We start from the raw sequence: 21,831 nt of genomic DNA, 5'->3' as shown, positions 1-21,831 counted from the left end.
GCAAATCACATCACTCAGGCCGCGCCGGCGCTTTCCGCCGCGACCTGGGCCCGGGTATCAGCCACAACGGCAGCCAGCCCATTCCCGGCGAGCCAGCCTCCCACGACACTCAGGCCGTTGGCTCGAGCGCACAGCTTACGGACCTGCGCTACGCGCTGTTTATGACCGACGGCGGCAAAAGGCAGCGCACCCGCCCACCGCACCACATCCCAGTCCACGATGTCCGCCTGGGATACGGGCACAGTCAACAATGTTGTGGCATCTTTCAAGGCCGCGGCCAGGAGCGATTCATCATCCAGAACCACATCCTCCACTCCCCCGCGCGCCTCTTCCCGTCGACCATAGGACAAGCGCAGGACGTGGGTGCCGGGACCTGCTTCGTCGGCCAACCAGTCCCATTTTGCCGTTGCGTGGGTCAGCGCCTTGGCCTTGATCCCGGGAGTCTGGGGAGCCACCAGGATCCCGGTCCCGCGGGGTCTCCCATCGAGCTCGGGCAGGTCCACCACCATCGTCACCAGGCTGACCAGCGGGCCGGGTTCGGGACGCAGCGCGGCCAGTTCCGGCAGGGACTGCTCCAGAAGTCCGACGGCGGCCGGGCCGTCGAGCGCAACGACCAACCGGCCGGCGTCGTACACGGTTTCTCCAGCGCCGACCCGCCATCCGCCCGGGGTCATCACAACGGTATCGGCGCGCTTGCCGGCGATCAGCTCAACGCCGCGTTCCCGAAGGTCGGCCACCAGCGCGGCCACCAGCGTATTCATGCCGCCCTTCAAACCGGCGACGGCGGACCCAGCTTTGGCTGGACCGGCAGGGCCGGAAGCGGAGCCCCGGCGTTGGGCCGCAACGGCGGCGGCCAATGAACCATGCTTGCGGACACCCGCCCGTAGCCCGGGCGCCACCATGTCGACGTCCAGGAGGGACGGATCGGCCGAATGGACACCACCCACCACCGGGGAAACAAGTCTCTCGAGGACTCTCTTGCCCATGCGGGCGCGTACGAGGGAAGAAACACTGGTGACGTCGGACGATGTCCCGATCGCTGCAGGCAGCCAGCGGTCCACGGAAGCCCTGATGGCACCGGAAAACCCCAGGGAACGCCGCACTTCGGGGTCCCAGGGGTTTGCGGGGATTCCGAGGACCCCCGTTTTAGGAAGTTCCCTTGGGTCGTCCGGAAGCTGCACCCACGCGCCGCCCGGGCGCGGGGCCACGATCCTGTCCGCCAACCCCAGCTCACGAGCCAGATCCGCTACGGCTGTGGACCGTGTGGCGAAGGACTCCGCACCGCTGTCCAGCTGCAGCCCGGCAACAACATGGCTTCCCACACAGCCGCCCCAGGCGTCGCTGGCCTCGAGGACTGTAACCGCGGCGCCGGCCATGGCCAGTTCTCGCGCGGCAACCAGGCCCGAGATGCCGCCCCCCACGACGACGGCCGCTGGCCCGGCTGCGTGGACGTCTGGCGTTGCGTGCCCCCCGCGCATCGGCTTACTCCGAGGGGATGGAGTGGATGAGTTCCACGACGCGGGTGAGGACCGTAGGGTCCGTTTCGGGAGGAACACCGTGACCAAGGTTCAGTACGTGCCCGGGGGCATGCGCGCCGGCAGCGATGACTTCGCGGACGTGGGCTTCAAGGACCTCCCACGGTGCCGACAGCAGCGCGGGGTCGATGTTGCCCTGCAACGGCACGGTGCCGCCCAAGCGGCGGTTGGCTTCGTCCAACGGCAGGCGGTAGTCGACGCCCACAACGTCCACTCCTACATCGCGCATGGCAACCAGGAGCTCGGACGTCCCGGTACCGAAGTGGATCAACGGAGCCCCCAAACCGCGGACGTGGTCAAGGGCCCGCGCCGAGGCGGGTGCCACGTACTTGGTGTAGTCAGCCAGACCCAGGGATCCTGCCCAGGAGTCAAAGAGCTGCGCGGCCGAAGCGCCTGCCTCAAGTTGCGCCTGCAGGAACATGCCGGAGGTATCGGCTGCCCAGTTCGCCAAGGCTTCCCACGTTTCAGGATCAGCGTGCATCATGGTCCGCGGGCCGAGGTGGTCACGCGACGGCTTCCCTTCAACCATGTAGGCCGCAAGAGTGAACGGTGCCCCGGCAAAGCCAATGAGTGGTGTCCTGCCAAGCTCGGCAACCGTCAGGCGCACAGCTTCCCGGATGGGCTCCAAGGCTTCCCACGTCAGGGTGGGCAGCGCAGCAACATCCGCTGCCGTGCGGACCGGCTTGTCCAGGACGGGCCCAACGCCCGGAACAATGTCCACACCGACACCCGCAAGCTTCAGCGGAATAACGATGTCGGAGAAGAAAATGGCCGCATCCACGTCATGGCGACGAACCGGCTGGAGGGTAATCTCCGCCGCAAGCTCCGGCCGCAAGCAGGAGTCCAGCATGGCAACGCCCTCGCGCACCTTCAGGTACTCCGGCAGGGAACGGCCGGCCTGGCGCATGAACCAGACGGGCCGGCGGGACGGCTTGCCGCCACGGTAGGCCGTGATCAGCGGTGAATCCGAGGTACGGCCGTCCTTCAGCGGGTGGTTGGCGCCAAGTGTTCCCGCCGGGGCGGTGGAGGCCGTACTGTTGGATGCTGCCGCGCTAGAAGTCATGCCTTCGATTGTGCCGAAAATCCGGGACAAAAGATAACGACAAGCTGTCACGTCGCGCCCCACCCGAGCGCGTGTGGCGGGGATCACGCCCGTGCGTGGGGATCACCACGGTGCCACATTGTTCTACCGGGCTACGAAAAAGCTATGATTGGGGTGTTGTGGTTCTTTTCTCATTGGTGGCTACACACGCCGACATCGACCTCGAAACCGTCGCTCAGTTGAGCAACGGTTCCTCTGGGCTTGCCTCGGCAGCCCTGACAGATTCCCCCATGGTCTCCGGCGCAGTGGTCCTGGCCACCTGCAACCGCTACGAGGTTTACGGCGAAACGGCCAACGGAGCTGACCTTGAAGCTGCCCGTTCCGCCCTTGTTTCCCAAATCAGCGAACTCAGCGGACTCAACGAACAACTTGTCTCCCGTTCGTTCGCGACCCACATCGGCCCCGACGTCACCCGCCATCTCTTTGCCGTGAGCGCCGGACTGGACTCCGCAGTGGTTGGTGAGCGTGAAATCGCCGGACAGGTCCGACGGGCACTCATCACCGCCCAGCAGGAAGGGACAGCGAGTTCCGGTCTCGTCCGGCTGTTCCAAGCAGCTTCCAAGACCGCCAAGGACGTCGGCGCGCAGACCGCCCTCGGCTCCCGCGGCCTCTCGATCGTTTCCGTCGCATTGGACCTGGCTACCGATCTTGCCGAGAACGACGATTGGTCCAGCAAGAAGGTCGTGGTGTTCGGAACCGGGGCGTACGCCGGAGCCACCATGTCGCTTCTGCGTGAGCGCAACTGCACCGATATCTCCGTCTACTCTTCGTCCGGCCGCGCCGAAGGCTTCGTCGCCACCCGCGGCGGAACAGCACTCGACGCCGACACTCTCCCGGCTGCCGTAGCGGCGGCTGACGTCATGATCGGCTGCAGCGGTTCCGACAACCGGGTGGAGGCCGCAGACCTGGCCCGCGTCCGGGAAAAGTCGGACAAGCCATTGATTGCGATCGACCTCGCGCTCACCCATGACTTCGATCCCGCAGTGGGGGAACTCGACGGCGTCGAGTTGCTGACTCTGGAATCCGTACGCCTCGCTGCGCCACAGGAACAAGCAGAATCCCTGTCCCAGGCCAGTGCAATCGTCACCGGCGCTGCCGCGTCCTTCGAGTCCCAGCGCGAAGCGCGTTCCGTGGACACCGCCATCGTTGCGCTGCGCCGCCACACGATGAACGTCCTTGACGCCGAAATGGAAAAGGTGCGTGCACGCCACGGCTGTACTGCTGCCGCTGAAGAAGTGGAGTTCGCGCTTCGCCGGATGGTCAAGCAGCTCCTGCACATCCCCACCGTACGTGCCCGCGAACTCGCCGCCAACGGCCAACAGGACGACTACGTCGCAGCCCTTGAGGCCCTCTACGGCATCCAGGTGGAACAGCCCGCGGCTGCAGCCCCGGCAGCGGAGTGCCCCGTGGACCACCAGCAACTCCGCTCGGAGAGCGCCTGAGAGCCTCCCCTTCCCAGGCGAAGGCGTTGACGCCCGTTAGCGCAGCGGAAAGGCTCCACAATTTCTTTGACGCGGGCGCAGTCGCCGCCCCTACCGAGGTGGCCGCTCCCTGTCCCGGGGCCAAGGCCTGAGTATCCGCCGGTAACGACGTCGGTCTTGCCTGAGAGGTCGACTCCGGAGATCACGTCCATGGCTGTCGAGCCGTGTCCGAATTCCGTTCCAAGGGGTTACTGCGCAGTGTCCGTCGATTCGCTCATGGTTGAGCTTCCCAGACGGTAAGAGCACCGGGCACCAACTCAGTAGACGGGTTTCTCCGGCTCGATGTCGCGCACCCAGGCGAGAATACCGCCGTCGAGATGGCTGACACGGGTATAGCCCGCTTTCTGCGCGGCCTCCAGAACTGCAGCAGAGCGTGTCCCGGCCTTGCAGTGGAAAACGATGTCTTTGTCTTGCGGCAGCTCCACCCAGGCCTCGCCGGAGAGGATGCGGCCCTGCGGAATGAGGACGGAGCCCTCGATGCTCACAATGCTGTGCTCCCCCGACTCGCGAACATCCACCAACTCGAAGTCCCGCTCACCCGATTCCCGCTCTGCAAGCATCCCGGCGAGGTCTTCGGCAGACACCGTATGGTCCTGGTCAGCAGCCGCCAACGGCGTCACACCGCAAAAGGCCTCGTAGTCAGTGAGTTCCGTGATGGGTTCAGCCTCCGGGTCTTTGGACACCTTGATCTCGCGCCAGCTTCCACCCAGGGCATCAAAAAGCGCCACGCGGCAGAGCAGTGAACGTCCGACGCCGGTGATCAGCTTCACGGCTTCGGTCACCATGAGCGATCCGACCGCTGCGCACAACATGCCGAACACGCCTCCCTCGCCACAGGAAGGTACGGAACCTGCCGGAGGGGCTTCAGGATAGAGGTCCCTGTAGGTGGGGCCGTGATCGGCCCAAAAGACACTTACCTGGCCGTCGAATCGGAAGATGGAGCCCCAAACGTAGGGCTTCCCGAGAATGGCGGCGGCGTCGTTCACCAGGTACCGCGTGGCAAAGTTGTCAGCGCCATCGAGGATGAGGTCATACTGCGCGAACAACTCCAGCGCGTTGGAAGAGTCCAGCCGCTGGTGATGCAGCACTACGTTCACCAGAGGATTGAGATCCGCGATGGCGTTGCGTGCAGACTCGATCTTTGGAGTGCCGACGTCCTTGACGCCGTGGATGACCTGGCGCTGCAGGTTGCTGAGGTCCACCTCGTCGTCATCCACAATGCCAAGTGTGCCGACGCCGGCTGCTGCCAGATACAACAGTGCCGGGGAACCAAGCCCGCCGGCGCCTATGACGAGGACTTTCGCATTCTTAAGCCTGCGTTGGCCCACGGCGCCAATTTCCGGAATGATGAGATGCCGGGAGTACCGCTCCACCTCGGCCGGCGTAAGTTCGGCGGCCGGTTCAACAAGGGGCGGCAGGACAGCGGGCGCAGCAGCGTGGGCAGCAACAATTGAGGCCATACCCCAATGTATGCCTGCCGATGCCGCCCGGTCATATTACCCACCGGTAGAGTGGTCATAACTGCAAAGGAAAGGCGGCAGACTGTGGCTGACGGCACACGGGCACACGATGGGGTACCGGCCAAGCAGGAACGGGCTGGTTCAACGCGTTCACCAAGGTTGCCGCGGGACGAGCGCCGCGCACAGTTGCTGAATGCTGCGTTGGAAGTTTTCGTCTCCAACGGTTTCCATGGCGCCGCCATGGACGAAATCGCTGAGGCAGCCCACGTGAGCAAACCAGTGCTGTACCAGCACTTTCCGTCCAAGCGCGAGCTCTACATGGCTCTCCTTGACAGCCACCTGGCTACGCTGACGGAGTTGATGCTCAGCGCATTGAACTCCACCACGGACAACAAGGAACGCGTCAAGGCCGTCATGCGCGCTTATTACAGGTTTATTGCGGACGACGACCAAGCCCACCGCCTGGTTTTCGAGTCGGACCTCATCAATGATCCCGACGTCAGTTCCCGTTTGGAGACATTCAACAAAACGTTCGCGGATGCCGTCGCCCACGTCATCGCAGAGGACACCAAGTTGCCTCCCCTTGAGGCCCAGCTCCTTGGCCGCGGTTTGGCAGGAATGGCGCAGGTCAGCGCCCGGTACTGGCTTGAAACAGACGGAAACCTCGACCTCGATGTGGCCAGTGATCTGATCTATCGTTTAGCTTGGCGCGGAATCAGTCGATTCCCTAAAGAGTCCTAGGCTACAAATAGAGGACTGACTTAACACTTGATTGGCTTGGAGGCCTTGCTGTGGAAGTAAAGATCGGCATTCAGAACGTTGGCCGTGAAATCGTGCTCGAATCCTCTTTGGACGCCGACGCCGTGGCCAAGATCGTGGCGGAGGCCGTGTCCAAGGGCTCGGAACTGCGCCTGACCGATGAGAAGGGCCGCCAGATCATCGTTCCCGGCAATGTCCTTGGTTACGTGGAGATCGGTGCCGAGGAAACCCGCCGCGTAGGCTTCGGCGCCCTCTAGGGCTTTCCCACTTCTCGTCGTCCGCTAAGGAGTTTTCATGCTTTCTCTCGTCGTGGTGGTTCTGGCCACCATTGCCACCGGTTTCATTGTGTGGGCCAACGACAAGCGGCACGGCAAGTACGGAATTGCGTTGCCGGCCGGCGTCTCGGCAATGGTTGGCATGCTGAGCTGGATCGCGTTCATCAGTGCCGGACTGGGCTACCAACCCGGCGCCACATGGATCCCGTGGGTTCTGCCGATCGTTCTGGGGACCGCTGCTGCTGCGGGCGTGGTGGTCTTCCTGGGGCGTACACGCACCAAGCACGATACTGCCGCGCTCACCAAGGCACTGAGGCTCTAGCACCAGGCAAGCAACAGTGACCATCACCCTGGCGGTGATGGTCACTGTTTTCTTTTAATCAGTTTCACTTATGCCGTTCAAGAGCCGGATAGCGCTCCGGCTGGGCGGAAGCGCCTATCTCCTCCGCGGCAGCGCTCACCGAGGCCGCCGCGGCGAGGTCACGTGAGGTCACCTTCCCACCCGCGTCATGGGAAACGTAGCGGAGGAAGACTCTGTTGTAGCGCCATTCCAGGTCCGGATGATGGTTTTGTCTTTCGGCGATCTTTCCGATGGCTGCAATGAGCGCCAGCGCGTCGGCCGCCGTCGGGGTCTTGAAGACAGTAACCAGGCCGTCCTGGTACCTCCAGTCCGGGAGCTCCTTGAGGGCGGTATCTACGTCCGCGTCAGGCAGTTGGTCTTCGATACCCGCCATGATTGGTCCTTCGCTTGGAGGAAGTCGCTTAGAGGAACTCTGCCCGGCCTTCCATGGCCGACGACGCCAAGGCGTGTTCGCGGCGCGGGATCCGGCCTGCCTGCTTGGCCAGCCTACCGGCGATCACGGCGTGTTTGAAGGCTTGGCCCATCTGCACCGGGTTCTGCGCGCGGGTGACGGCCGTAGCCAGCAGGACAGCGTCGCAGCCCAGCTCCATGGCGAGCGCGGCATCGGAGGCTGTTCCAATCCCGGCGTCGAGCACCACAGGTACGGAGGCCCGGGAGACGATCAGCTCAATGTTGTGCGGGTTCAGGATGCCAAGGCCGGTTCCGATGGGTGATCCCAGCGGCATGACTGCTGTGGCGCCCAGGTTTTCGAGGCGCAGCGCAAGGACGGGATCGTCGTTGGTGTAGGCGAAGACCTTAAAGCCACGGTTCACCAGCTGCTCTGTTGCATCGACGAGTTCAACGGCGTCTGGCAGGAGCGTGTGTTCGTCTGCAATGACTTCCAGCTTCACCCAATCAGTCTCCAGCGCTTCACGCGCCAATTCTGCTGTCATCACAGCGTCCTTCGCCGTGAAGCAGCCAGCTGTGTTGGGCAGCACGCGGATACCGTTGTCCACCAGCAACTGGAAGAGCGACCCCGTTTCGGCCGGCGAGTAGCGGCGCATGGCAACTGTGGTGAGCTCGGTCCCCGAGGCCAGGAGCGCTGCGCCCAGGCCGTCGAGGCTCGGGGCTCCACCCGTGCCCATGATCAGCCGGGAACCGAATTCGACGCCGTCGATCACCAGTGCGTCGGTGTGGACGTCAGAGTTACGAACGTCAATATTTGCTGTTGTCATTCTTTAGCCTCCTTGGACTGCGGTAACGAGTTCGAGTTCGTCTCCGTCGGCGAGCGCCGTTGCGGCCCATTGGCTGCGTGGAACCACCTCGGAATTGCGTGCGACGGCGACTCCCAGCTTGCCGCCGTCGGCTGCCTGTCCGCGGGAGTCCAGGACACGGCCCGTGACGGCCGTGACGAGAGTGCTGACGGATGCGTCGTCCGGTACGGGGTGGTGGGCGCCGTTGAGTTTGATGTTCATGCTGTTTCCTTGATGGGAGCGAGTACTGCTGGCGTGAGGGACTGGTGTTCAGCGGCGTTTGTGGCGAATCGGTCGGGGCGGAAACGCAGCCATCGGGAGTCGGTCGAATCGCTGATCAGTTCCCCAACGATCCTGGCGGTGACGGGAGTCAGGAGGACGCCGTGGCGGAAGAATCCCGTCGCGATGACCAGACCAGCAATGTCGCCGTCGGAACCGGCGACCCGTCCGAGCAGCGGTGCGTTGTCCGGAGTCCCGGGGCGGGCCCGGGCGGTTGCTTCAACGAGTTCCAATTCCGCCACGGCAGGGACCAGGGCCTGGGCGTCCCGCAGTAGTTGATAGACGCCTCCGGCCGAGACAGCGTTGGAGGACGCTGACAATCCGTCCTCGCGCTGCGTGGCCCCGATCACCACCGTTCCGTCGTCCCGGGGGACGATGTAGACCGGCACCCCGCGGACCATGCCACGGACGGTTGATGTGACCAGGGGCCGGAGGTGTGCGGGGACGCGAAGCCGCAGGATGTCGCCATAGACTGGCCTCACGGGAAGGCGCAGACCGTCCGGGAACCCGGACAGTTCCGTCGCACCAAGGCCGTTCGCCACCACGGTTTCGCCCGCGAGTACAGTGGCGCCGGAGTTGAGCTCGACTCCTGAGACGCGTTTTCCGTCCCACAGCAGCCGGCGTGCTGGTGTCGCCACGGCAAGACCGTTGTCTGTGTCCTGCACCCACGTGGGGTCACTGGACGAATGTGCTGCCAATCCAGCCATCAGGGCTTGCGCCAACTTCCGCGGATCCACCTGATGGTCGGCGGGGATGTCGAAAGCACAGGAGATTTGTGGGCTGAGGAGCGGTTCGCGCTCCCTCGCATCGCGCACAGTGAGTGGCTCAACTCCCAGTCCTGCCGCCAATTGGACTGAACGGAGGTCGGCGAGCGCCCTGCGGTCGGCGGCGTCGGCACCCACGGCCAGAGTCGGCGTCGTGCGGTATCCGGTGTCAACCATGGTGGGAGACAGGCCGGCTACAAAGGAGGGCCACAGCTGTGAGGACTCAAGCATTAATTCCAGAAGGTCCTCCTCCTGGTAATGCAGTTCGCTGACAGGCGCAAGCATGCCGGCAGCAGCGAATGTAGCCCCGGTTGCGGGTGCGGGGTCGATCAGGGCGACGGAGCGGCCCAAGCGTCTGGCTTCGCGTGCAATGCCGAGGCCTATGACGCCACCACCAATGACGGCGACATCTGCCCGGATGGGGGTATGGCGGGGATCTGCCATTCGATTCCTTCCCTACGCCGGTACTAGCCGGATCAGGTCAAGCGGTCGGCGCTGAAGCCCTCTCAGCCGGACAGTCACATGACGTTGTCGCGGCTCCCGCAGTACGTGCCCAGTTTAGAGGAACTACTCTGGTTTCCATGACCCAGCCTGAATCCCTTGCCTCCGCCCGCCTCTACTTGTGCACAGATGCCCGCAAACGGCAGGGCGATTTTGAAGACTTTGTGGATGCCGCGTTCGAGGGCGGCGTGGACATCATCCAACTGCGTGACAAGACACTGGAAGCTGCCGAGGAACTGGAAACTTTGGCGGTCCTACGGAGCGTGGCGCAGCGGCATGGGCGTCTTTGGGCTGTTAACGACCGGGCCGATGTAGCCAGTATTTCCGGGGCTCCCGTGTTCCACATCGGCCAAAAAGACCTGCCCTTGACGGCAGCCCGGACCCTCTTGCCGAATGTCACCGGCATCGGCCTGTCCACCCACACTCCGGCGCAGGTCGACGCCGCCATATCCGCGTCGTCGGGACACATGGGCCTGGACTATTTCTGCGTCGGACCGGTCTGGGCAACACCCACCAAACCCGGGCGCGAACCTGTAGGGCTGGACCTGGTCACATTTGCCGCAGAAGCTGTCACGCGTGCAGAAACGGCTGCGACGCTCCCCTGGTTTGCCATCGGCGGGATCGACCTCAGCAACGTGGAGCAGGTGGTAGCCGCGGGCGCCCGCAGGATCGTCGTCGTCCGTGCAATCACGGAGGCAACGGACCCGACGGCGGCAGCCAAGTCGCTGCTGCAGGCGCTGGACGCCTTCTAGCGCCAGACGGAGGGTGGTTACGCGGTGAGGCCGAGGCCCGTCATACGCCGCGAGTGCTTTTCGGCGAGTTCCCCTGTCAGCCTTTTGACTGCAGCGCGGGTGTCGCCGCCGCTCTTCAGCGTGGGACCCAGCTGCGGATGCTCCATCCCGACGCGCTGCGCCTGCGTTAAGGCTTCGCCCACCAAGCGGCGACCCCACAGCGCCAGGCGCGAAGCGAGGCGCGGGTCATCGGCCAGTGCCCGCCTTAGCAGGACGCGCAGTACTTCCGTGGCTTGGTCGGGCGAAGCGACACGCTCAACGAAATGCTGCGTAGTCTCGTCCAGGAACATCGCGACTGCCCTGTAGAAGTCGGATGACACGGTATCGATGACATACGCCTTCATCACGGACTCGAACCAGTCTGCAGGCTTGGTGCGCTCATGGAAGTGGTCGAAGGACCGTTGAAACGGCAGCATGGCCTCTTCAGGATCGATTCCCATCTCTGCGAGCCGGTCATTGAGGAGGGCAAAATTTCCGTAGGAGCCCACAGCAATCTTCGCGAGCACGGACCGGTCATGAAGCGTGGGAGCGTAGCGGGAATCGAAGGCGAGCCTTCCGAACGCTGACAACTCGCCATATGCCATGGCTCCCAGCAGCTGTGCGGCGAGTTGCCCGGCAATAGGTGCGGTGTCAGGGGAATTGCCCATGGACCAAGACTATCTCCGGCAAGAAGGGTGACCTGCTCTTGCCGCAGCCTCAGCTGCGTGGAAGCCTCCGAGACTATCTGGCCGTTTGGGGCTAACCTGATTTTCGTGTCACATCATCGGATAGCGCCCAACGTCGACGATTCGTCCGACCAGCTCGCAGCGGCCCTGGCGGCCCTGAGGACGGAGCTGGAACTTCCTGGCGACTACCCGGCACCAGCTGTTCAAGAGGCCCGCGAGGCCGTCGAATCCCTCAGGCTTCCGGGCAGGGACCTGCGGGACATTCCGTTCGTGACCATTGACCCGGCGACGTCCACTGACTTGGACCAGGCCCTGTTCATTGACCGTACAGGTGACGGGTACAAGGTTCATTACGCCATAGCCGACGTGCCGGCCTTTGTGGCTCCGGGCGGGGCGCTGGACGCTGAAACCCGGCAGCGCGGCCAGACGTTCTATGCCCCGGACGGCCGGATTCCGCTGCACCCCGAAGTCATCAGTGAAAATGCCGGCAGCCTGCTGGCCGGCCAGGACTGCAGCGCCTTCGTTTGGGACTTCGACCTGGATGCGGAAGCGGAACTGGTCGCTGTTTCGATGGCCCGCGCAGTTGTTCGCAGCACTGCCAAGCTGAGCTACAAAGGAGCCCAGCAGCAGATCGATGATGGCACAGCTCCACCAATTCTGCAGCTCCTGAAGGAAGTAGGACTGAAACGGGTTGAACTCGAACGCTTGCGGGGTGGCGCAAGCCTCAACATGCCGGAACAGGAAATTGTGCAAGCGACCGACGGCGGCGGCTACAGGATCGCTGCTGCCCCTTCCTTGCCAGTGGAGGACTGGAACGCACAGATCTCCCTCATGACCGGCATGGCCGCTGCCCAACTGATGCTTGAGGGCAAAGTGGGCATTTTGCGGACCATGCCCGCGCCCGACGAGCGATCACTCCTCCATTTCAAACGGCAGACAGCCGCACTCGGCAAGCCTTGGGACGGCCGGATCACTTACGGCGAATACCTGCGGACCCTGGACGCATCCGATCCCAGGCAATTGGCCATCCTGCATTCGGCCGGCACGTTGTTCCGGGGCGCCGGTTACACACCCTTTGATGGAGAAGTACCAGCCAACGTGAACCAAGCAGCCATCGGGGCTCCTTACGCCCACACCACCGCACCGTTGCGGCGCCTCATCGATCGCTTTGTCCTGGTGATCTGCGAAGCACTCAGCAATAACCAGGAAATCCCGGCATGGGCACGTGAGGCGCTGCCTTCCTTGCCCGAGATCATGGCGTCCTCGGACCAACTGGCCGGGCGCCTGGAACGCGCCGCTTTGGACACCGTGGAAGCCGCCCTGGTGGCCAACCACATCGGCAAGGAATTCGACGCCGTGGTTATTTCCGGTTCGAAGCCCTCCAACGGGACCAGTACCAAAACCTCCAATGGAAATGGAAACGGAAATGGAAACGGAAACGGGAGCGGGCCCTTCGGAGTTGTCCAGATTGCCGAACCTGCTGTGACTGCACGTTGCGACGGCGAACTGGAGTCGGGAACCAAGGTCCGGGTGCGGCTCTTGAAGGCTGATATCGCCAGCCGGGAGATCAGGTTCGAGCTGCTGCCCTGACGCCGTTCATGCGGCGATCCGGGCTTTCCGGCCCCCAGAGGATAGACTGAGCTTGTAGTAATGGATGCCCGGTCGTTGATTCAGTTAATTTTTGAACTCAACAAGCCCGCCCCTACGCGATCTTGAGATGTACCAACTGGTCACCAGTGCCAGTACTTAGATAGCCCGCGATCGGCTTCCACTGGACTTGCTTGCGCGCCCGTTCGTGCTCCGGTACGGCTCCGCCGCCGCCGTTGAGCATGCAGCGCCAATGCCCAAATGAATAAGGAAACTCCCTGTGAGTGAATTGCATACCCACGAAGTCCTGACGGACTCCACCGGAACCGAATCCATCGAACCCGAAGAAACGATCATCTCGGATGAGACGCCCCACGAGATCGAAGAGAAGTCGTTCGCTGACTTCAACGTCCGTGCGGACATCGTTGAGTCCTTGGCTGACGCCGGAATCACGCACCCCTTCCCCATCCAGGCCATGACCCTGCCGGTTGCCCTGAGCGGCCACGACATCATCGGGCAGGCCAAAACAGGTACCGGCAAGACGCTGGGATTCGGCATTCCAGCCCTCCAGCGCGTCGCCGGCCGGGATGATGCCGGGTATGCCAAGCTCGCAGTCCCCGGAGCGCCCCAGGCCCTGGTCATCGTCCCCACGCGTGAGCTTGCCGTGCAGGTGGCCAACGATCTCCAGACTGCATCCCGCAAGCGCAATGCCCGCATCGCCACTATCTATGGTGGCCGTGCCTACGAGCCCCAGATTGATGCCCTGCAGAAGGGTGTCGAGATTGTAGTCGGCACCCCGGGCCGGCTGATCGACCTCTACAAGCAGAAGCACCTGAGCCTGAAGAACGTCAAGATGGTCATCCTTGATGAGGCCGACGAAATGCTGGACCTCGGCTTCCTCCCGGACGTTGAGACACTGATCGCAGGCACTCCGGCTGTTCGGCAGACGCTGCTCTTCTCGGCAACCATGCCCGGCCCGGTCATTGCCATGGCGCGTCGCTACATGACGCAGCCCACCCACATCCGGGCAGCTGACCCGAATGATGAGGGCCTCACCAAGCGGGATATCCGCCAACTCATCTACCGTGCGCACAGCATGGACAAGACCGAGGTTGTGGCGCGCATCCTCCAGGCCCGTGGACGTGGCCGGACCATCATCTTCACCAAAACCAAGCGGACGGCCGCGAAGGTAGCTGAGGAACTCGTTGACCGCGGATTCGCTGCGGCAGCCATTCACGGCGACCTCGGCCAGGGTGCACGCGAGCAGGCCCTTCGCGCCTTCCGCAACAACAAGGTCGACGTCCTGGTGGCCACCGACGTGGCCGCCCGTGGCATCGACGTTGATGACGTCACGCACGTCATCAACTACCAATGTGTTGAAGACGAAAAGATCTACCTGCACCGCGTTGGCCGTACCGGCCGCGCAGGCAACAAGGGAACTGCCGTCACGTTCGTGGACTGGGACGACATGCCACGCTGGGGCCTGATCAACAAGGCTCTCGGGCTCAGCGTTCCGGAGCCCGTGGAAACCTACTCCTCCTCGCCGCACCTTTACACCGACCTTGACATTCCAGAGGGCACCAAGGGGCGCCTTCCCCGCAACAAGCGCGTCCTGGCCGGCGTTGACGCCGAGGTCCTTGAGGACTTGGGCGAGACCGGCAAGAAGAACGCACGCTCCGGCGGCTCCGGCCGTGACGGCAAGCGCGACGGCGGCCGTGACGGCAAGCGCGACGGCGGCCGTGACGGCGGCCGTGGTCGCTCCGGCAAGTCCAGTGACTCCGAGTCCAGCGAATCCAAGGGCGAGGGCGCACGCAACCGGACGCGCCGCCGTCGTACGTCCGACGGAGAAGCAGCCCCCGCTGCCGGTGCCGCGGAATCCCGCACGGCCAATTCCGACTCTGCAGACAAGCCTGCCCGGACACGCCGTACCCGCACACGTCGCCGCAACGGCGAAGTTGTTTCCGGTGAGACCGCTGCTGCCCAGTCCGGCAGCGGCGAGGCCTAAAACCGTCAATGACTGAAACTGTTTGGGCGCCGGACGGCGGCAACTTGGTGGTGCACGCGGACAACGCGGAATTCCTCCCTACGCTGCCGGACGGCGCCTTCACACTCATTTACGTTGACCCGCCATTTAATACCGGCCGGGTCCAGCGCCGCCAGGAAACCCGCATGGTCCGCAACGCGGACGGCGACGGCGACCGCGTCGGCTTCAAGGGCCGATCCTATGACACCATCAAGGGCGCCCTCCACAGCTACGACGACGCCTTCAGCGACTACTGGTCCTTCCTGGAGCCCAAGCTCGTGGAAGCCTGGCGGCTGTTGGCTGACGACGGCACCCTGTACCTGCACCTCGACTACCGCGAGGTGCACTACGCGAAGGTGATGCTTGACTCAATCTTCGGCAGGGAGTGCTTCCTGAACGAGATCATCTGGGCCTACGACTACGGCGCCCGTGCCAAAAACCGCTGGCCCACCAAGCACGACAACATCCTGGTGTACGTAAAAAACCCCACCAAGTACCACTTCGACAACGCCGAAGTGGACCGGGAACCGTACATGGCCCCCGGCCTTGTCACGCCTGCCAAACGTGAGCTCGGCAAGTTGCCAACGGATGTGTGGTGGCACACGATCGTCTCTCCCACCGGCCGCGAAAAGACCGGATACCCCACCCAGAAACCCGAAGGACTGGTGCGCAGGATTGTCTCCGCATCAAGCCGTGAGGGCGACTGGTGCCTGGACTTCTTCGCAGGTTCCGGGACCCTCGGAGCTGTCGCCTCCAAATTGGGCCGCAACTTCGTGTGCGTCGACCAGAACGAACAGGCCATAGCGGTCATGCTGAAACGCCTGGGTGGCAAGGCCGAGTTCCACCAGATCCAGCCGACGGCCTCCTAGACCCTGTTTCTTGTAGAGCCAGTCAGCGTTTCTTGTAGAGCCAGTCAGGCGACGCCCTTCACGAAGGCCGTCACGGAGTCGGCGATCATCTGGACGGCAATGGCCGAGAGCAGCAGGCCGGCGATCCTGGTGACAAGCTCCACGCCGTTCTCGCCAAGCACCCGCTGTACGACGCCCGCAAAGCGCATGGCCAGGTACAGCGAGGCCAGCACCACTGCGATGCCCAGCCCAACAGCCAAGTATTCTGACAGCTGCGTGGACTGCTGTACGAAGACCATGACCGCCACGATTGCGCCAGGTCCTGCCATCAACGGCGTGCCCAACGGCACGAACGCCACGTTCTTGTACTTGCCGGCGTTTTCCTCGCCACTGGTGGACCCGGTCAGCAGCTGCAAAGCGATCAGCACCAACAGCAAGCCTCCGGCACCCTGCAATGCCGCCAGCGAAATATGCATGTAATTGAGGATGGACTGGCCGAAGATCGCGAACACCACGATCACGCCTGTAGCCACCAAGAGCGCCTGGAACGCCGAGCGGTTGCGGTCCTTGGCCGCCATCTGGGCTGTCAGCGACATGAAGATCGGCACCGTACCCGGCGGGTCCATGATCACGAACAGCGTGACGATCACCGATGCGAGCAACTGCAAATCCATCAACGAACCCCCATCAACGAACCACCGTGCTGCCTGTTGCCAATTCCTCTATCCGTGCCAACACCTCAGGCGAAGTAGTGTTCTCGCCCAGGAGATTCGGCTTGCCTGCTCCGTGATAGTCGGAGGAGCCTGTCATCAGCAACCCATGCTCCGCGGCCAGCCCACGCAGGAACGCGCGTCCTTCCTCGGGGTTGTCCCGATGCTCCACTTCAAGTCCCAGCAGTCCGGCGTCAATCATGTCCCTGTACGTCCGCTCCCCCACGATGCGTCCCCGCGATGACGCCACGGGATGGGCGAATACCGGAACGCCGCCAGCGGCCCGGACAAGCTCGACGGCGATTGCGGGGTTGGGTGCATAGTGCTGCACGAAGTAGCGCGAATGGGAGGTGAGGATGGACGTGAATGCTTCCGTCCGGTCCGCGACCACCCCGGCAGCCACTAAGGCATCGGCGATGTGTGGGCGCCCCACGGTTGCGCCCGGAGCCACGTGGTGGATGACATCGTCCCACGTCAGCGGGTAATCCTCGGACAACAAAGTGACCATGTGCTCGGCACGGGTGAGCCGCGCGTCCTTGGACTTGGTGATTTCCTCCAGCAGGCCCGCGTGGGCCGGATCGTGGAGGTAACTCAGCAAATGGACACTGATGCCCTGATCGGTCCGACACGAGATCTCCATGCCCGGAACGAACGCAATGCTGTGTTCCCGGGCCGCGGCGGACGCCGGCTCCCAGCCGTCGGTGGAATCGTGATCCGTCAAAGCCACGACATCGAGGCCTGCCGCGACGGCGGAAATGATCACCCCGGCCGGTGTCTCGGTTCCGTCGGAAACATTGGAGTGTGCATGCAGGTCTATCCTCACTTCCCCAGCCTATGGGATGCAGGCCCGCTTGGAGCGCTACGCCGTTGGCCTCCTCAGGTAACTGGTGGGACGATGTAACGGTGAACGATGCCGAAAACACCCAAAACATGGACACCGCAAATTCCCAGCCGCTGCAAGAGCGCGTCAACAACCGCTCACAGAGGCCCACATCCGATGCCTTCAAGGCATTCATGGCCAGCAATTGGGCGGCCGCCCCGCAGGTGACCCCTGCGCGTGACGCCGTCGCAGACCATGCCGCACGCCGCCGTCGTACCATCTCCGAACTGTTCAAAGGCGAACGGCTTGTTATCCCGGCCGGTCCGCTGAAGGTCCGCTCCAACGACTGCGACTACCGTTTCCGCCCGCACTCCGGTTTCGCCCACCTCACGGGTTTGGGCCTGGACCATGAGCCTGACGCCGTTCTCATCCTGGAGCCGGTGGCTGAAGGAAAGGGCGACGACGGCGGTCACCACACGGCGACGCTCTACTTCCGTCCGCTCGCCGGCCGCGACACCGAACAGTTCTATGCCGATTCCCGCGCCGGCGAGTTCTGGATCGGCGCACGCCCCACGCTGGCCGAATTCGAAGCCCGCCTGGGCCTGCCCACCGCTCACATCTCCGAACTCGAAATGGCGATCACCAAGAACGTGGGTGCCCCGGAGATCGGTGGCATCTCCATCCGCTTGGTCCGCAAGGTGGACGAGAACATTGACGCTTTGGTTGATACCGCCCGCTACAACACGGCAAAGGACCCCGAGAACCTGGACCTCGGCGAACTCGATGCCCTGGATGAGAAGCTCAGCGAAGCTCTCTCGGAGCTTCGCCTCCTCAAGGACGAGTGGGAAATCGAGCAGATGAAGATCGCCGTGGCGGCTACTGTTGAGGGCTTCGCCGACGTCGTCCGCGCACTTCCCCGCGCCCTGACACACAAGCGCGGCGAGCGTGTTGTTGAAGGCGCCTTCTTTGCCCGCGCCCGTGAGGAAGGCAACGAACTCGGCTACGACACCATTGCAGCTTCCGGCAACAACGCCACCGTCCTCCACTGGAACCGCAACTCGGGAACCGTCAACGCCGGTGAGCTCCTCCTCCTGGACGCAGGAGTGGAGGCCGATTCCCTGTATACGGCAGACGTCACCCGAACCCTTCCCGCCACTGGCACCTTTACGGATGTCCAGCGCAAGGTCTACGAGGCAGTGCTTGACGCCGCCGACGCCGGCTTCGCAGCCGCCCAGCCGGGCGTGAAGTTCCGCGATATCCACACAGCGGCAACAACTGTACTGGCCGAACGCCTTGCAGAATGGGGCCTGCTGCCTGTGTCCGTCGAGGAAGCCGTCAGCCCCGAGGGCCAGCAGCACCGCCGTTGGATGCCGCATGGCACCAGCCACCACTTGGGCCTGGACGTCCACGACTGTGCCCAAGCCAAGCGGGAGCTCTACCTCGACGGAATCCTTACCGAGGGCATGGTGTTCACCATCGAGCCAGGCTTGTACTTCAAGAATGAAGACCTTGCCATTCCGGAGGAGTACCGCGGGATCGGTGTCCGGATCGAAGACGACATCCTGATGACCGCCGACGGTCCCGTCAACCTCAGCGCCGCATTGCCGCGCAAGGCAGACGACGTCGAATCCTGGATGGCAGGCATCTACCAGGAAGCCCAAGGCTAGGCGCACGCCGCTTCACTGAAAAACCATAAAGGGAAGGCCACCGGAGATTTCCGGTGGCCTTCCCTTTATGGTTCCCGCATTTACTGCTTGGGCGAACCTTCGTTGCTGGACTGCTGTCCGTCTTCCTGCGGTGCGTTCTGGCTATCGGTGACCCGGACGCCATACTGCGGACGGCCGTCAGGCAGGTCCGGGTAACGTACGGCTGCCGGCGTCGGAGTCTGGGCAGGCTGGGCGGGTGCCTCAGCGCCGGCCGCTCCCTCCGGAGCACCTTGGCCTTCGGCTGCGGGACCTCGCTGCCCGTAGGGGTCGTTCCACGCGGAGGGCCGCTCAGGCGCTTGGCCGGGCTGCTGGAGTGGGGTGTTCTGAGGGTTGTAATTCGCGGGTTGGGCCGTGGTTGCCTGCGACGGGTTCATGGGCAGCTGCTGGAGCAAGCGGCGGGCCTCGTTTGCTGCCTCCACGGCGACGATGACGTCGTAGTTGGTGGCCACTACCTGGCTGGTGGACGTAAAGTCGCGCTTGCCGCGTTGCGTGGCATAGGTGACAATTCCGAACAGCATGAAGAATGCCGCGCCCATCAGGACTGACGTGATGATGGAGAACGGGCCGCCGGCCGGAGTGAAGAAGGAGAGCATGACGCCCACGAAAAGGCCGAACCACATACCGCTCAACGCACCGGACAAAGCCACCCTCGGATAGCTCAGGCGGCCGGTCACCCGCTCCACCATTTTGAGGTCGTTGCCCACGATCGACACCAGCTGAACCGGGAACTGCTGGTCCGCGAGGTAGTCCACCGCCTTCTGGGCATCCAAATACGAGGTGTATGAGCCCACAGTGTCGCCTTGGGGGACGCTGCGTGATTCCTCAACGGCTTTGGGAGCACCAAAAATGTTAGACATAGCCCCATTGTGTCTCATGGACATGTGTAGCGGCTGGAATTCAGCTAAAAGAGAGCAGACTCGGTAGCCTGTAAACATGAGCACACATCCTTCACGCGTCTTTGTCGCGCGCCTGCTCGGCTTGGACGTCTTCGACCCCCTGGGCGATCGTCTGGGCCGCTTGCGCGACGTCGTGGTGCTCTCCCGCGGGACCCGTGGCGCTCCCCACGTGGTGGGCATCGTGGTCGAAGTACCAGGCAAGAAACGGGTTTTCGTCCCCATGACCCGGATTACCTCCATCGACCAGACCCAGATCATTTGCACAGGCTTGGTCAATCTTCGCCGCTTCGAGCAGCGCGGTGCCGAAACACTAGTGGTGGCAGAGATGTTCGACCGCCGCGTGACACTGGCCGACGGCAGCGGTGACGCCACCATCGAAGACATCGCCATGGACCAGCACCGGTCAAAAGACTGGTTTGTCAGCAAACTGTTCGTCCGCCGCGGACACTCCTTGTCACCGTTTGGCAGGCTCCGCCGCAACGAGACTCTCATCATCGATTGGGCCGACGCCCAGACCGGTGCCCACAACGAGCCCCAGGCCGCAACACAGTTCGTTGCCACCCACGAGGACCTCAAGCCCGCCGACTTTGCCGAAGCCCTGCAGGAAATGAGCGACAAACGGCGTTTCGAAGTAGCCAGCGAGCTTCAGGATGAACGCCTCGCCGACGTCCTCCAGGAGCTCCCGGAGGACGACCAGGTGGAAATCCTTTCCGCGCTGGACGTTGAACGCGCCGCAGACGTCCTTGAAGAGATGGACCCCGACGACGCTGCCGACCTCCTCGCCGAGCTGCCGTCCGCGCAGGCCGAAGAGCTGCTTCAGCTCATGGAGCCACAAGAAGCCGAGGACGTTCGCCGTCTCCTGGAATACGACGAAGACACAGCTGGTGGATTGATGACTCCCGTACCGGTCATCCTGCCCCCCGAAGCCACTGTGGCCGAGGCCCTGGCCCACGTCCGCCGAGAGGAACTCTCACCTGCGCTGGCCTCATCGATCTTCATCGCCCGCCCGCCGTTGGAGACGCCCACCGGCCGGTTCCTGGGCGTGGTGCACATCCAGCAGCTTCTGCGTTTCCCGCCGCCGGAACCGCTGGGCAACCTCGTCGATAAAAACCTTGAGCCCCTTTCGGACCAGGCCCACATCAGCGAAGTAGCCCGGACCTTGGCCACGTATAACTTGAATTCACTTCCAGTCGTGGACGACGACGGCCGCCTTGTGGGGGCGGTGACTGTTGATGACGTGCTGGATCACCTGTTACCGGATGACTGGCGCGCCCACGAGGACGATGCCCCTATAAGGAAACTTGGAGGCCGCATTGGCTGATAACAACGCCACCCGTTCCACCAAGTCCACAGGACGCCCGGGCAGCAGCCTGGACACGCCCCTGAGCGGCCGGCAGCGGATCCTTCCCAAGTTCTCGCCCAACCCGGACGCCTTCGGCAACGCAACGGAGGGTTTCGCCCGCTTCATGGGCACGCCCACGTTCCTTGTCTACATGACGGTCTTCTGTGTGTTCTGGCTTGCGTGGAACTCGTTCGCGCCCACCGACTGGCAGTTCGACCGGATGGAGCTGGGCTTCACCCTGCTGACCCTGATGCTGTCCCTCCAGGCCTCCTACGCAGCTCCCCTCCTGCTGCTTGCCCAGAACCGGCAGGATGACCGGGACCGTGTCTCGCTTCAGCAGGACCGCCAGCGTGCCGAACGCAACCTCTCCGACACCGAGTACCTCACCCGGGAGTTGGCCTCCCTCCGCATCGCCCTGCGCGAAGTAGCCACCCGTGACTATGTCCGGACCGAGCTCAGGAGCCTGCTGGAAGACCTCATCGACGCCCAGGAGGAACTCCGCGAGAGCGAAGGTTCCACGGATGGCACGGAGTCGCCCGGGGAGAAGGTCAAGGAAAAGCTGAAAGAGAAGCGCGACAAATCGCGCGGACCCCGCACACAGCAGATTCCGAAGGTCCGCCCGCCGCGGTCCGCAGGTCCGCAGCATTCCACCGCCAAGCCATCTCCCGATAACCCTGAAAGCCGGGCCTGACCG

22 protein-coding genes and 1 riboswitch are annotated in these 21,831 nt (G+C 63.5%); of the genes, 11 read left to right on the top strand and 11 right to left on the bottom strand.

The window, feature by feature from the left end:
• Nucleotides 1-14: 14 nt before the first annotated feature.
• Together hemG and hemE are read right to left on the bottom strand one after the other, a co-directional pair.
• Entirely contained in the window at nt 15-1,478 is a 1,464-nt protein-coding gene (hemG, locus tag N7568_RS11965) for a protoporphyrinogen oxidase (protein WP_261610054.1), read from the bottom strand.
• A gap of 4 nt (nt 1,479-1,482) precedes the next feature.
• Nucleotides 1,483-2,598, bottom strand: a complete 1,116-nt coding sequence (gene hemE, locus N7568_RS11960; protein WP_261610053.1) for a uroporphyrinogen decarboxylase — start codon at nt 2,596-2,598, stop codon at nt 1,483-1,485.
• 158 nt (nt 2,599-2,756) lie between these two features.
• Between hemE and N7568_RS11955 the strand changes: the two genes are divergently transcribed.
• Nucleotides 2,757-4,079, top strand: a complete 1,323-nt coding sequence (locus N7568_RS11955) for a glutamyl-tRNA reductase (protein ID WP_261610052.1) — start codon at nt 2,757-2,759, stop codon at nt 4,077-4,079.
• A 296-nt stretch (nt 4,080-4,375) separates the two neighbouring features.
• Here N7568_RS11955 and moeB read toward each other — a convergent pair whose 3' ends face one another.
• A complete protein-coding gene (gene moeB, locus N7568_RS11950; RefSeq protein ID WP_261610051.1) occupies nt 4,376-5,578 on the bottom strand; it encodes a molybdopterin-synthase adenylyltransferase MoeB in 1,203 nt (400 codons plus the stop codon).
• Nucleotides 5,579-5,584: 6 nt separating this feature from the next.
• Here moeB and N7568_RS11945 point away from each other — a divergent pair, with 6 nt between their 5' ends.
• From N7568_RS11945 to N7568_RS11935, 3 genes are read left to right on the top strand one after another with little or no spacing between them, the layout of a single operon-like run.
• The gene (locus tag N7568_RS11945; RefSeq protein WP_261610050.1) at nt 5,585-6,319 is read left to right on the top strand and encodes a TetR/AcrR family transcriptional regulator; all 735 of its coding nucleotides are present in this window, start codon (nt 5,585-5,587) and stop codon (nt 6,317-6,319) included.
• Nucleotides 6,320-6,369: 50 nt separating this feature from the next.
• Nucleotides 6,370-6,594 (top strand): DUF3107 domain-containing protein, encoded by a 225-nt coding sequence (locus N7568_RS11940; RefSeq protein ID WP_261610049.1) that lies wholly within the window; start codon nt 6,370-6,372, stop codon nt 6,592-6,594.
• A gap of 37 nt (nt 6,595-6,631) precedes the next feature.
• Entirely contained in the window at nt 6,632-6,934 is a 303-nt protein-coding gene (locus N7568_RS11935; RefSeq protein ID WP_261610048.1) for a hypothetical protein, read from the top strand.
• A gap of 64 nt (nt 6,935-6,998) precedes the next feature.
• Here the strand turns inward: N7568_RS11935 and N7568_RS11930 are convergent, their stop codons facing one another.
• The 4 genes from N7568_RS11930 to thiO form a co-directional block, all read right to left on the bottom strand.
• Nucleotides 6,999-7,346 (bottom strand): 4a-hydroxytetrahydrobiopterin dehydratase, encoded by a 348-nt coding sequence (locus tag N7568_RS11930; protein ID WP_261610047.1) that lies wholly within the window; start codon nt 7,344-7,346, stop codon nt 6,999-7,001.
• A gap of 28 nt (nt 7,347-7,374) precedes the next feature.
• A complete protein-coding gene (locus N7568_RS11925; protein ID WP_261610046.1) occupies nt 7,375-8,187 on the bottom strand; it encodes a thiazole synthase in 813 nt (270 codons plus the stop codon).
• A gap of 3 nt (nt 8,188-8,190) precedes the next feature.
• Nucleotides 8,191-8,427 carry a sulfur carrier protein ThiS gene (gene thiS, locus N7568_RS11920; protein WP_261610045.1) on the bottom strand — a complete coding sequence of 79 codons (237 nt, stop codon included), beginning with the start codon at nt 8,425-8,427 and terminating at the stop codon, nt 8,191-8,193.
• Nucleotides 8,424-9,692 carry a glycine oxidase ThiO gene (gene thiO, locus N7568_RS11915; RefSeq protein WP_261610044.1) on the bottom strand — a complete coding sequence of 423 codons (1,269 nt, stop codon included), beginning with the start codon at nt 9,690-9,692 and terminating at the stop codon, nt 8,424-8,426. The genes thiS and thiO overlap by 4 nt, the downstream gene beginning before the upstream one ends.
• A riboswitch (TPP riboswitch) is annotated at nt 9,685-9,802 on the bottom strand. (Overlaps the previous gene by 8 nt.)
• A gap of 27 nt (nt 9,803-9,829) precedes the next feature.
• Here thiO and thiE point away from each other — a divergent pair.
• On the top strand, nt 9,830-10,501 hold the full coding sequence (gene thiE / locus N7568_RS11910) for a thiamine phosphate synthase (RefSeq protein WP_261610043.1): 672 nt from the start codon (nt 9,830-9,832) through the stop codon (nt 10,499-10,501).
• 17 nt (nt 10,502-10,518) lie between these two features.
• Here the strand turns inward: thiE and N7568_RS11905 are convergent, their stop codons facing one another.
• On the bottom strand, nt 10,519-11,187 hold the full coding sequence (locus N7568_RS11905; protein WP_261610042.1) for a ferritin-like domain-containing protein: 669 nt from the start codon (nt 11,185-11,187) through the stop codon (nt 10,519-10,521).
• Nucleotides 11,188-11,292: 105 nt separating this feature from the next.
• On the opposite strand from N7568_RS11905, the gene N7568_RS11900 reads away from it, so the two are divergent.
• From N7568_RS11900 to N7568_RS11890, 3 genes are all read left to right on the top strand, one after another.
• Entirely contained in the window at nt 11,293-12,795 is a 1,503-nt protein-coding gene (locus tag N7568_RS11900; RefSeq protein ID WP_261610041.1) for an RNB domain-containing ribonuclease, read from the top strand.
• Between the two features lie 277 nt (nt 12,796-13,072).
• The gene (locus N7568_RS11895; RefSeq protein ID WP_261610040.1) at nt 13,073-14,797 is read left to right on the top strand and encodes a DEAD/DEAH box helicase; all 1,725 of its coding nucleotides are present in this window, start codon (nt 13,073-13,075) and stop codon (nt 14,795-14,797) included.
• Nucleotides 14,798-14,805: 8 nt separating this feature from the next.
• Nucleotides 14,806-15,684: a DNA-methyltransferase gene (locus tag N7568_RS11890; RefSeq protein WP_261610039.1), complete on the top strand. Its 879-nt coding sequence runs from the start codon at nt 14,806-14,808 to the stop codon at nt 15,682-15,684.
• Between the two features lie 44 nt (nt 15,685-15,728).
• Here the strand turns inward: N7568_RS11890 and N7568_RS11885 are convergent, their stop codons facing one another.
• Nucleotides 15,729-16,337 (bottom strand): MarC family protein, encoded by a 609-nt coding sequence (locus N7568_RS11885; protein ID WP_261610038.1) that lies wholly within the window; start codon nt 16,335-16,337, stop codon nt 15,729-15,731.
• 13 nt (nt 16,338-16,350) lie between these two features.
• A complete protein-coding gene (locus N7568_RS11880) occupies nt 16,351-17,196 on the bottom strand; it encodes a PHP domain-containing protein (RefSeq protein WP_261610037.1) in 846 nt (281 codons plus the stop codon).
• A gap of 80 nt (nt 17,197-17,276) precedes the next feature.
• On the opposite strand from N7568_RS11880, the gene N7568_RS11875 reads away from it, so the two are divergent.
• The gene (locus N7568_RS11875) at nt 17,277-18,860 is read left to right on the top strand and encodes an aminopeptidase P family protein (RefSeq protein WP_261610036.1); all 1,584 of its coding nucleotides are present in this window, start codon (nt 17,277-17,279) and stop codon (nt 18,858-18,860) included.
• An 80-nt stretch (nt 18,861-18,940) separates the two neighbouring features.
• Here N7568_RS11875 and N7568_RS11870 read toward each other — a convergent pair whose 3' ends face one another.
• Entirely contained in the window at nt 18,941-19,756 is an 816-nt protein-coding gene (locus N7568_RS11870) for a general stress protein (RefSeq protein ID WP_261610035.1), read from the bottom strand.
• Nucleotides 19,757-19,832: 76 nt separating this feature from the next.
• Here N7568_RS11870 and N7568_RS11865 point away from each other — a divergent pair, with 76 nt between their 5' ends.
• Nucleotides 19,833-21,116: a magnesium transporter MgtE N-terminal domain-containing protein gene (locus N7568_RS11865; protein WP_011775428.1), complete on the top strand. Its 1,284-nt coding sequence runs from the start codon at nt 19,833-19,835 to the stop codon at nt 21,114-21,116.
• A complete protein-coding gene (locus N7568_RS11860; protein WP_261610034.1) occupies nt 21,097-21,828 on the top strand; it encodes a DUF1003 domain-containing protein in 732 nt (243 codons plus the stop codon). The genes N7568_RS11865 and N7568_RS11860 overlap by 20 nt, the downstream gene beginning before the upstream one ends.
• Nucleotides 21,829-21,831 lie beyond the last annotated feature (3 nt).

This window comes from Paenarthrobacter aurescens, assembly GCF_025421775.1.
Classification (GTDB): domain Bacteria; phylum Actinomycetota; class Actinomycetes; order Actinomycetales; family Micrococcaceae; genus Arthrobacter; species Arthrobacter aurescens_B.
This window is presented reverse-complemented; position numbering and strand designations above follow the sequence as displayed.

What these genes read in the sequence shown, in the direction of transcription:
- hemG (WP_261610054.1), bottom strand. Translation starts at nt 1,478, where the DNA reads ATGCGCGGGGGGCACGCAACGCCAGACGTCCACGCAGCCGGGCCAGCG.
- hemE (WP_261610053.1), bottom strand. Translation starts at nt 2,598, where the DNA reads ATGACTTCTAGCGCGGCAGCATCCAACAGTACGGCCTCCACCGCCCCG.
- moeB (WP_261610051.1), bottom strand. Translation starts at nt 5,578, where the DNA reads ATGGCCTCAATTGTTGCTGCCCACGCTGCTGCGCCCGCTGTCCTGCCG.
- N7568_RS11945 (WP_261610050.1), top strand. Translation starts at nt 5,585, where the DNA reads ATGTATGCCTGCCGATGCCGCCCGGTCATATTACCCACCGGTAGAGTG.
- N7568_RS11935 (WP_261610048.1), top strand. Translation starts at nt 6,632, where the DNA reads ATGCTTTCTCTCGTCGTGGTGGTTCTGGCCACCATTGCCACCGGTTTC.
- N7568_RS11930 (WP_261610047.1), bottom strand. Translation starts at nt 7,346, where the DNA reads ATGGCGGGTATCGAAGACCAACTGCCTGACGCGGACGTAGATACCGCC.
- N7568_RS11925 (WP_261610046.1), bottom strand. Translation starts at nt 8,187, where the DNA reads ATGACAACAGCAAATATTGACGTTCGTAACTCTGACGTCCACACCGAC.
- thiS (WP_261610045.1), bottom strand. Translation starts at nt 8,427, where the DNA reads ATGAACATCAAACTCAACGGCGCCCACCACCCCGTACCGGACGACGCA.
- thiO (WP_261610044.1), bottom strand. Translation starts at nt 9,692, where the DNA reads ATGGCAGATCCCCGCCATACCCCCATCCGGGCAGATGTCGCCGTCATT.
- thiE (WP_261610043.1), top strand. Translation starts at nt 9,830, where the DNA reads ATGACCCAGCCTGAATCCCTTGCCTCCGCCCGCCTCTACTTGTGCACA.
- N7568_RS11905 (WP_261610042.1), bottom strand. Translation starts at nt 11,187, where the DNA reads ATGGGCAATTCCCCTGACACCGCACCTATTGCCGGGCAACTCGCCGCA.
- N7568_RS11890 (WP_261610039.1), top strand. Translation starts at nt 14,806, where the DNA reads ATGACTGAAACTGTTTGGGCGCCGGACGGCGGCAACTTGGTGGTGCAC.
- N7568_RS11885 (WP_261610038.1), bottom strand. Translation starts at nt 16,337, where the DNA reads ATGGATTTGCAGTTGCTCGCATCGGTGATCGTCACGCTGTTCGTGATC.
- N7568_RS11870 (WP_261610035.1), bottom strand. Translation starts at nt 19,756, where the DNA reads ATGTCTAACATTTTTGGTGCTCCCAAAGCCGTTGAGGAATCACGCAGC.
- N7568_RS11865 (WP_011775428.1), top strand. Translation starts at nt 19,833, where the DNA reads ATGAGCACACATCCTTCACGCGTCTTTGTCGCGCGCCTGCTCGGCTTG.